This is a genomic window from Hyella patelloides LEGE 07179 (assembly GCF_900659865.1).
Classification (GTDB): domain Bacteria; phylum Cyanobacteriota; class Cyanobacteriia; order Cyanobacteriales; family Xenococcaceae; genus Hyella; species Hyella patelloides.
In genome coordinates this window covers 20,905-29,327 of sequence record NZ_LR213829.1, presented here as the reverse complement: position 1 = coordinate 29,327, position 8,423 = coordinate 20,905, and the positions used below count along the sequence as shown (strand labels likewise).

Here is an 8,423-nt window from a genome sequence, read left to right as displayed (position 1 = left end):
ACATGGAGAGTGTGTAAGTCTGCCAGTGGTAGCTGTTCTCGGTGAAGTGTCAACCACCTACGAGCAATTAAGTTTGTTCTAGGAATCTCCGTCCTTTAGCGTCAGCGCAGGGCGGAGAGGATGTCAATTTATCCTCTGTTGTCACTCTTAAATATTGACAACAGAGGGTTTTTAAGAATACATATCTGAAAGGGAGCGATGTTTTACCTTATTTTTAACTTTGATATGTTAATGATGTTCTTATATCGAGAATTGTCAATTTGAAAAAGGCTTAAATAATAATAAAAATATCATCTGAAATTTAGAGTTAAATCAACAGGACTATTTCATTCTAGGCAGCCAGAGAATTAATTATCTGTCCGATCGACTAAGTTCGTCTTATAAGACTTGATATATTAGCCAAGAAATGAATTTCTTAGTGAGCTAGTGTAAGAATGAAATAATCCTAATTAAATCAAAAAAAAGCTTAAAAAAGAACAATTAAACAAAATTTTTAAAGTAAAAGTTTTAAAATATACATTTTTTTTTGGTTACATAAGTAAAATAATTGGTCAAGAAATACTTTTGCAGTTTCATTCCTTAAAGCCTAATGCGTAGTGTTCCCCAATCAACTAAAATACGGTTCAATCTTCCTGGTTATATGCATTTGATTTGTGTCGAACATCAAGCCATAAATATAGTTTACACCAGAATAAAAACTCTCAACCGTATCCCTAAAAATTTGCAAATTTTGCAGCTAGGAAAAATAGGAATTATGAAAGAAGCTTTAAATATAGAACAGTTTGATTCTATGAGAGATTTAAAAGCTAAATTCAATGAAATTTGTGATTGTGCTTACATGGGAATGAGATTTTATGCAGTTGGTTCAGAAAAATTTGTCTGGAATCTTAGAAATTGCGCTCGTGGTTTTGGTCTGTCAGAAGAGGAAATTAGTTTAGAGGTAGTTGGTAGTAAAGCTAAAGATATTGATTGCTCTAATTGTCAGACAACTAATTCTTCAGTTCGTACTAATATCATATTATTTCCAGCTCTGGTTGTGAAATAAAATTGGAAAGTTGCGAGCATTTCTCACACGTCAAAAAGGCTTATCTCGTTATTTGTGCTGATGCCGAAAGACCAAGATAATTGCTCGAAGCTAAATTAGTTATCTGTTAAATTGATAAGTAATATTTGACCAATATCAACAGCAGTAAAATAGGAACTTAAACACCAAAATAATATTATTAATTAATAATATTATTAATGACAATGTGTTAACTTATAACTGTTAAAAAGGTTTTCTGATGAATGAGCAAACTGTCAAAGTTGTAGATATAACCGAGCTAACTCGAGAATTAAAAGTTTCCGTTTAGTTAGTGCTAATGGAAGAGACTAGCACCATTTTCCCCAGGAAGTCATTTGGCAGTAGAAATTTATTTAGGGCAAAAAACGAGACGTAATTCTTATTCTTTGTGTAGTTCTCCCTATAATACAGATTTTTATGAAATTGCAGTACTGTTGTAAGTTATGAATTAGGGAATTATTAAAAGTCCGAAGTAGAAAAAAAACTTGAAAAGAATTTAAACGCGATCGCTGATAATAGGCTACCATAAGTTTAAAATACTAGGCATAACCAGAGAATTATCGTCATTTCAATTAATTAATGAGTATCAACCTTTTAGTTATTCAAAACTCTCCTACCGCACCTTTGGGTAACTTAAATCAATGCCTTCGCGATCGCCATATTTCAGCGAAAATTTTGACTCCCTCGGCTGGGGAAAGACTGCCTATTGATAGCTCTTACAGTGGTTTAATTATTTTAGGTGGGCCTATGAATGCTGAAGATGATGCTCACTATCCTCACCTAATGGACGTGGTTCGCTTGGTACAATTATTTTCCGCAGAGCATAAGCCGATTCTGGGTATTTGCTTAGGAGCGCAGTTGATTGCTAGAGCTTTCGGTCAGCGAGTGTACCAAAACGATACTGTAGAGTTGGGTTTTACGCCCTTGCGATCAGTGAATTCTGCGATCGCTGAAGACCCCTTGTTAAAATCGGCGTTGCTATCTGATGCTGACTTAATTCATTTAATGGAGTGGCACTTTGATACTTTTGATTTACCAGAACAAGCTAAGTTATTGATGAGTGGTGAGGATTGCCAAAATCAAGCATATCGTATTGACGACAACATTTATGGATTTCAGTGTCACTTTGAAGTCAACCAATCAATCTTACAAAATTGGCTAGTTAACGGGAAAGACTACCTTCAAAACAACCGTCCTAACTTTTCCGAACAACTATCCAAACAAATCGAGCTTTACTTGAGTGGATCTAATCTCTTTTGCCACAAAATTGGTCATGGTTGGTTAGATATTGTGGAATTGAACTCCAAATAATGTGAAAGAACTTATGCATTATGAAAATTTGTACCTAATATGTGCTGTAGGGTGTACATTGCCCGTACCTGGTTTCTCTACAGCAATAACCTCATCAACGCCAACACCGTGGAAGAATCTTTCCGTTTGATTCCCCACACCGTCAAACACCAGAGCTATTTCCCCACCATCTAAAACGTATCTTTCTACCGTTTCTGGCGTACCATCCCCATTACGATCAACCGATTTAGCAATTCTACTGTCGTTAACATCATAGGCATAATCAAAAGTAGCAATTGTATTACCCAGATCGTTTATGACGAAATTCTTCAAAAGCCTAACCCCTTACTTCCTCTTAACTATAATTAATTAAAGATATCTAGTAATCAGAAACAGTAGTAGCCAAATCGAAAAATCATGGCAAATCAGCTTTTAAAAAGAATTACACTTCATCAAGATATATGTCATGGTAAACCTTGTATTAGAGGACTGAGATATCCTGTTGAATTTGTTTTAGAGCTTCTCAGTTCGGGAATGACCACAGAGGAAATTTTGGTAGATTATGATGATTTAGAATCAGAAGATATTCAAGCAGTTTTGCTGTTTGCTGCACGACTGAGCCAAGTCAAAAGTATTCATAAAATCGCTTCATGAAGTTTTTGGTTGATGCCCAATTGCCAGTTCGTTTAGCTAGATTTCTACAAGCTAGTGGTTATGATACTTTACACACAAGGGATTTGCCTCAAAAAAATACCACTTCAGATACCGAAATCAATGATATTTCTATTGAGCAAGGACGAGTTGTTATTACTAAAGATTCGGATTTTGTAGATTCTTTTATGACTATTCAAAAACCATCAAAGTTGCTTTTGATTTCTACGGGAAATATTGAAAACAGCGAACTCGAACGAATTTTCAAAAATAATTTATCGACTCTCATAGATTTATTACAAAATAATAATTATATTGAGATGAATCGTGATGAGATTATTGTGCATCAATAGTTTGTTTTGCGGTTGGCGTATTTAAGAAGCTCTTGATGTAAATTGTCTTTTAGCGATCGCTTCATCCAGGAAATTCCTTCCAAACAACGATCTCTAATTTTGTGCAGCTATAAAATTAGTCAGCAATGCACGATCGCGCAGATAAAGCGATCGCCCAATCTTCTTGGGTGTGAATTACCAATACTTTTACTGGAGAATCATCAGCAGCAATATTGGTATCGACAGGATCGCCATTATTTTTAGCTAAATCCAGTTGTAAACCCAAATAAGTTAAACCCGCGCAAGTTTTTTCACGGACAATACGGGAATTTTCGCCTACCCCAGCAGTAAAGACTAAAACATCGATCCCGTTAAGACTGGCAACCATTGCACCGATAGAACTTTTGAAACGATGAAGATAAATATCAAAAGCTAGCTGCGCTTGGGTATTACCATCTGCGATCGCATTTGTAATAGTTCTCATGTCCGCAGAGATACCAGAAACACCTTTTAAACCAGATTCTTTGTTGAGTATTTTATTGACTGTACCAGCATCTAATTCATATTTTTGCATCATGTAAATTAAAATTTGGGGATCGATTGAACCACAACGAGTACCCATCATTAAGCCTTCTAAGGGAGAAAATCCCATTGTGGTATCGACACAAATCCCGTTTTTAATTGCAGCTAAAGAACAGCCATTCCCCAAGTGACAAGTCACAATTTTCAGAGACTCCAGGGGTTGCTGTAAAATTTGAGCGGTACGGTTAGCGCAATATTGATGAGAAGTCCCGTGAAACCCATAGCGTTGAATTCCTTTTTCATAGTATTCATAAGGAAGAGGATAAATTTTGGCAGCATCGGGAATAGTCGTGTGAAAAGCCGTATCAAAAACCGCCACTTGAGGAATTTCGGGTAAAATCTCTTCTATAATATTGATTCCTTCTAAATGTGCGGGGTTATGATTGGGAGCGAGAGGAATGAGATCGGTAATGGCTTGCTTAACCTCTTGGGTGATTACAATAGCTTGGCTATATTTCGATCCACCATGCACCACTCGATGACCGACTACATCAATCTCATTGAGATTTTCTAAGACTTTAGTGTCGCCCGTAACCAAAGTATTCAATAGAACCTTTAAAGCAGTCTCTCTTTCTTTGACTTCAATTTTTTGTTTGAGATCGTTACTTTTAACCGTGAGAATTCCCCCTTCTTGAGCCACTGTCCAATCTAAATGAGCTTCCCACAGAGGTTCGGGGGTTGTATCTGGTATAGATTTTCCCAAACTATAAAGGCAACTTTTTTGACTACTCGAACCAGCATTGAGAACTAAAATTATCATTTTTGGGAATTGGAGACTTTTGATTAGGTGATTAGGTGATTACTGTTTCAAGTGAGAGCGATCGCTTAATTTTAAAAGTCGGGGACCTTGATCGCAAAATTCTAAGACACTAACAGCAGCAACAGGCATATAAATGCGATCTCGATAACGTCCCACATCTATTCCTAGTAAAGAACACAACATAATCCGAATGGTGGCTTTATGGGAAACCACTAATACATTGCCATCGGGGTAGATTTTTTCAATTTCTTCAATAACTTCGGAACTACGACGAGCAATATCAATTGCCCTTTCGCCATCAGGGGGAGAGTTCCAACCAGGTTCCGATTGCCAACGCACATAATCATCGTGAAACTCTTTATTAACTTCTGATGGGGTTTTGCCTTCCCATTGACCGAAGTCGATTTCTTTTAACCCACCCCGAAGTTGCATTTCCATTCCCACTAAATCGCATATAGGTTTAGCAGTAGCAATAGTACGACGCATCGGACTACAAAAAATCGCTTTCCAGGGTACAGATCGATAAGCAACAGCAAAGTCTTTTGCCATAATCTCTCCTTCAGGAGTTAACTCCACATCGGAAGTCCCGCAAAAACCACCTGTTTTACTGGCTACCGTTTCACCGTGTCGTAAGAAAAATATCTTTAAAGTCATTAGTTTACTGATTTCAAGCTAATCTCAAGTTTCCTAATTCGATCTGAAGGCGAAACCTAATTAATCCCAAACCCATACCAGTTCGCCAATTTCGATTTTTTCGTAAATCAGCGTGGTTACTAGCCGCATCTCTTCAAAGGTTACTTTGTTATCGGCACGTATCACATTTTTAATCCTGGTAAATTCCGCTTTTGTCAGTTTGCCATCTGCTATGGTACGTTCAATGATTGCTTTGAGTTTTTCGAGTTCTTGAAGTTCTTGGGCGGTGGGTTCTCGATCTTGAGGACCTGATATTTTCATGAGTAACTCTCTTGTGTTTGAATTTCATTAATTTTAGCGGTACTAGCACCAGATGATTCTACGTACTAAAGTTGGCAATGGGTCAGATTTTGGTTTTTTCCATCAAGACTACAGACGAGCGTGGTGCAACTAAGTAATGATTTTGGTTTACTGCTACGGCATTTTTTAACTCAGCAAAATCATCTGGTGCAGCTAAAGCAGTATCCACAATGCGATGCCAATGGTTTCCTGTTTTAACAGGTGGTAATTCAAATTTAAGGGGTTTCCAATAGGCATTAAGAATTATATGGAGATGTTCTTTACTTTCAGGATGAGATAATGAGAAAGCCAAATAATGGGCATCTTCGCTCCAGTCTGGTTCGCCTAAATGCTGTCCATGCCAAATGAGATGGGGTTTGCTGCTAGCATGGGCGACTTCTAAAAATTCTTCTTGGCGAAAAATTGCTAATCCTTGGATAAAGTGAATTAACCCAGTGACAAAACGCAGCAAATTGTCCTGTTTATCGACCAAATTCCAGTCAAACCAGTTTAAATTATTATCTTGACAGTAAGCGTTGTTATTTCCCAGTTGGGTGCGTCTGACTTCATCTCCCATAAGTAACATGGGTGTTCCCTGAGACATAAATAGAATAGTCAAGAAATTTTTAATTTGTGAGGAGCGTAATTGCTCTATTGCTTGATTATGGGTTGCTCCTTCTACTCCACAGTTCCAGCTATAGTTATCGTTTGCGCCATCACAATTTTCTTCTTTATTTTCCAGATTGTGCTTGTGGTTGTAAGAAACTAAATCATTGAGGGTAAAACCATCGTGACAGGTAATAAAGTTAACGCAACGATTGATATCAGTATCTAAACGGGAATAAATATCGGGACTGGCTAAAATTCTAGCTGCTAAAGCATTAACCGAACCGCGATCGCTCTTGACAAAACGACGTATATCATCTCTAAATGGGCCATTCCATTCGGAAAACCAGTCTGCATGGGCGACAAATTTACCTACATGATATAATCCTGCTGCATCCCAAGCTTCGGCAATTAGTTTAGTTCCTGCTAAAAAGGGATCCGATTCTATCAGGGAAAGAATTTTGAGTGTTCCTGCATCTTCTATCGGTTCGCCAAAAGTATCCCTTGACAAAATTGAAGCTAAATCAAACCGAAACCCATCAACGTGCATCTCCGAAACCCAATAACGCAAGGAATCTATAATTAGTCTCGCCACAATGGGATCGTTGCCTTTAAAGGTATTACCACAACCACTATAGTTTTTATAGTGAGCAGGATTTTCATCTTCTAAGATATAGTAAGTTTGGTTATCTAAGCCTCGAAATGAAATAGTAGGACCCTGGTGATTACCTTCTGCGGTATGGTTGAACACCACATCTAGAATGACCTCAATTCCTTCTTTGTGCAGGGCTTTAACCATGTCCCGAAACTCATCTACTGCTCCTAAGCGATCGCGTCGTGAACTGTAACCGCGATGGGGTGCAAAGAAACTAATAGTACTGTAACCCCAATAATTTTTGAGTCCTGGGCGGACATCTTGAGGGTCGAACTGATGAACTGGTAATAGCTCTACTGCGGTAATACCTAATTGTTTGAGATAGGGTATTTTCTCAATTAAACCAGCATAAGTCCCTCGTTTTGACTGGGATATCCCCGAATTAGGATGACGAGTAAAGCCGTTTACGTGCATTTCATAAATGACGCTGGTAGAATAAGGAATTCTCGGATGGCGATCTCCTTCCCAATCGTAGGTGCTAGTGTCTACTACCACTCCTTTAATTGCCTCAGCGCAGTTATCTCCAGGGGTAGTAGCAGAGGCGCGATTATAAAATTCATCCCCGACAATTGCCTTGGAGTAGGGATCGAGTAACACTTTAGTGCCATCAAAACGATGTCCTATTTCGGGAGAGAATTCTCCGTAAGCACGATAAGCGTATATCTGTCCCGCTTTAATTCCTGTTACAAAGACGTGCCAGTAATAGTAAGTTTTGTTTTCTGAGGGATCGAGTTTAATTGTCTGGGTTGCTTGCTCTGTTTCCGCAGTATCAAACAGTAGCAATTCGATAGCTGATGCGTTTTGAGAAAAGACGCAAAAATTAACCCCATTAGGATATACGGTAGCTCCTAACGGAAAACTTTCTCCAGGCAATACTTTTAGTTGTTGAGCCATTTTAAACACAGTGATTGGCTTTCATTAATAAAGTGGGCAATGCTCACCCTACCAAATATTTACTGTAACTTTAGTTAATTAGTTTAGTTAATTAGTAACTTGCAGCACTGCATTAGCTTGAGAATATTTTTGTACTTCAATTGGTACAGCTTGAACGTCCCAAATATCTTCACAATATTCTCGGATAGAGCGATCGCTTATGGTATGAGTTAGAGCCAAATAGATGATTATTTGGTTCTGTTTTTGCTTCTTGAAATCGGGTAATCAAATGGGATATTTTACACTGTTTTTACTAACTACTTTTTCTCTTTCGGAATAAACTCTTGAATCATCGCTTCTGTATGCAACACTACATCTACTGTAGATATCGAATTATTTAAAACATGAAAATAATTAATTCTTTTATTAATATCTTGTAGCGTTTCTTTGAGTTCTTTAATTTGTAATTCATTCTCTGCTTCTTCCAACTCACTCAATACTTTCCCTTTGAAAGCTTTGTAATATGATTGCATATCCCGAAAGTAGGAATGCAATGTAGTAACTGTATTGTGGATTGAAGAAGATGCGCCAGAATATTCTGGTTTTGAGAGTTGCATGAATATTATCCTAATTAAAATA

Annotated in this window: 11 protein-coding genes; 4 read left to right on the top strand and 7 right to left on the bottom strand. The window is 37.6% G+C overall.

Annotated elements, in window-relative coordinates; genetic code table 11:
- Positions 1–754: 754 nt before the first annotated feature.
- Positions 755–1,045, top strand: coding sequence for a hypothetical protein (locus H1P_RS12190; protein ID WP_144867419.1), 291 nt, complete (start codon positions 755–757; stop codon positions 1,043–1,045).
- A 597-nt stretch (positions 1,046–1,642) separates the two neighbouring features.
- On the top strand, positions 1,643–2,374 hold the full coding sequence (locus tag H1P_RS12185) for a type 1 glutamine amidotransferase (protein WP_144867417.1): 732 nt from the start codon (positions 1,643–1,645) through the stop codon (positions 2,372–2,374).
- 18 nt (positions 2,375–2,392) lie between these two features.
- Here H1P_RS12185 and H1P_RS12180 read toward each other — a convergent pair whose 3' ends face one another.
- A complete protein-coding gene (locus H1P_RS12180; protein ID WP_144867415.1) occupies positions 2,393–2,686 on the bottom strand; it encodes a hypothetical protein in 294 nt (97 codons plus the stop codon).
- A gap of 84 nt (positions 2,687–2,770) precedes the next feature.
- Between H1P_RS12180 and H1P_RS12175 the strand changes: the two genes are divergently transcribed.
- Both H1P_RS12175 and H1P_RS12170 read left to right on the top strand, forming a co-directional pair.
- Positions 2,771–3,007, top strand: coding sequence for a DUF433 domain-containing protein (locus H1P_RS12175; protein WP_144867413.1), 237 nt, complete (start codon positions 2,771–2,773; stop codon positions 3,005–3,007).
- Positions 3,004–3,357, top strand: a complete 354-nt coding sequence (locus tag H1P_RS12170) for a DUF5615 family PIN-like protein (RefSeq protein ID WP_144867411.1) — start codon at positions 3,004–3,006, stop codon at positions 3,355–3,357. The genes H1P_RS12175 and H1P_RS12170 overlap by 4 nt, the downstream gene beginning before the upstream one ends.
- Before the next feature lie 115 nt (positions 3,358–3,472).
- Here the strand turns inward: H1P_RS12170 and H1P_RS12165 are convergent, their stop codons facing one another.
- The 6 genes from H1P_RS12165 to H1P_RS12140 all read right to left on the bottom strand — a co-directional run bounded on the left by H1P_RS12165 (position 3,473) and on the right by H1P_RS12140 (position 8,401).
- Positions 3,473–4,678 carry an acetate/propionate family kinase gene (locus H1P_RS12165; protein ID WP_144867409.1) on the bottom strand — a complete coding sequence of 402 codons (1,206 nt, stop codon included), beginning with the start codon at positions 4,676–4,678 and terminating at the stop codon, positions 3,473–3,475.
- A 39-nt stretch (positions 4,679–4,717) separates the two neighbouring features.
- A complete protein-coding gene (locus H1P_RS12160) occupies positions 4,718–5,332 on the bottom strand; it encodes a histidine phosphatase family protein (protein WP_144867407.1) in 615 nt (204 codons plus the stop codon).
- Positions 5,333–5,392: 60 nt separating this feature from the next.
- The gene (locus H1P_RS12155) at positions 5,393–5,632 is read right to left on the bottom strand and encodes a hypothetical protein (protein ID WP_144867405.1); all 240 of its coding nucleotides are present in this window, start codon (positions 5,630–5,632) and stop codon (positions 5,393–5,395) included.
- Between the two features lie 82 nt (positions 5,633–5,714).
- Positions 5,715–7,805, bottom strand: coding sequence for a glycogen debranching protein GlgX (glgX, locus tag H1P_RS12150; protein ID WP_144867403.1), 2,091 nt, complete (start codon positions 7,803–7,805; stop codon positions 5,715–5,717).
- Between the two features lie 87 nt (positions 7,806–7,892).
- Positions 7,893–8,024: a glycogen/starch/alpha-glucan phosphorylase gene (locus tag H1P_RS37420; protein WP_144867401.1), complete on the bottom strand. Its 132-nt coding sequence runs from the start codon at positions 8,022–8,024 to the stop codon at positions 7,893–7,895.
- A gap of 77 nt (positions 8,025–8,101) precedes the next feature.
- On the bottom strand, positions 8,102–8,401 hold the full coding sequence (locus H1P_RS12140; protein ID WP_144867399.1) for a hypothetical protein: 300 nt from the start codon (positions 8,399–8,401) through the stop codon (positions 8,102–8,104).
- Positions 8,402–8,423 lie beyond the last annotated feature (22 nt).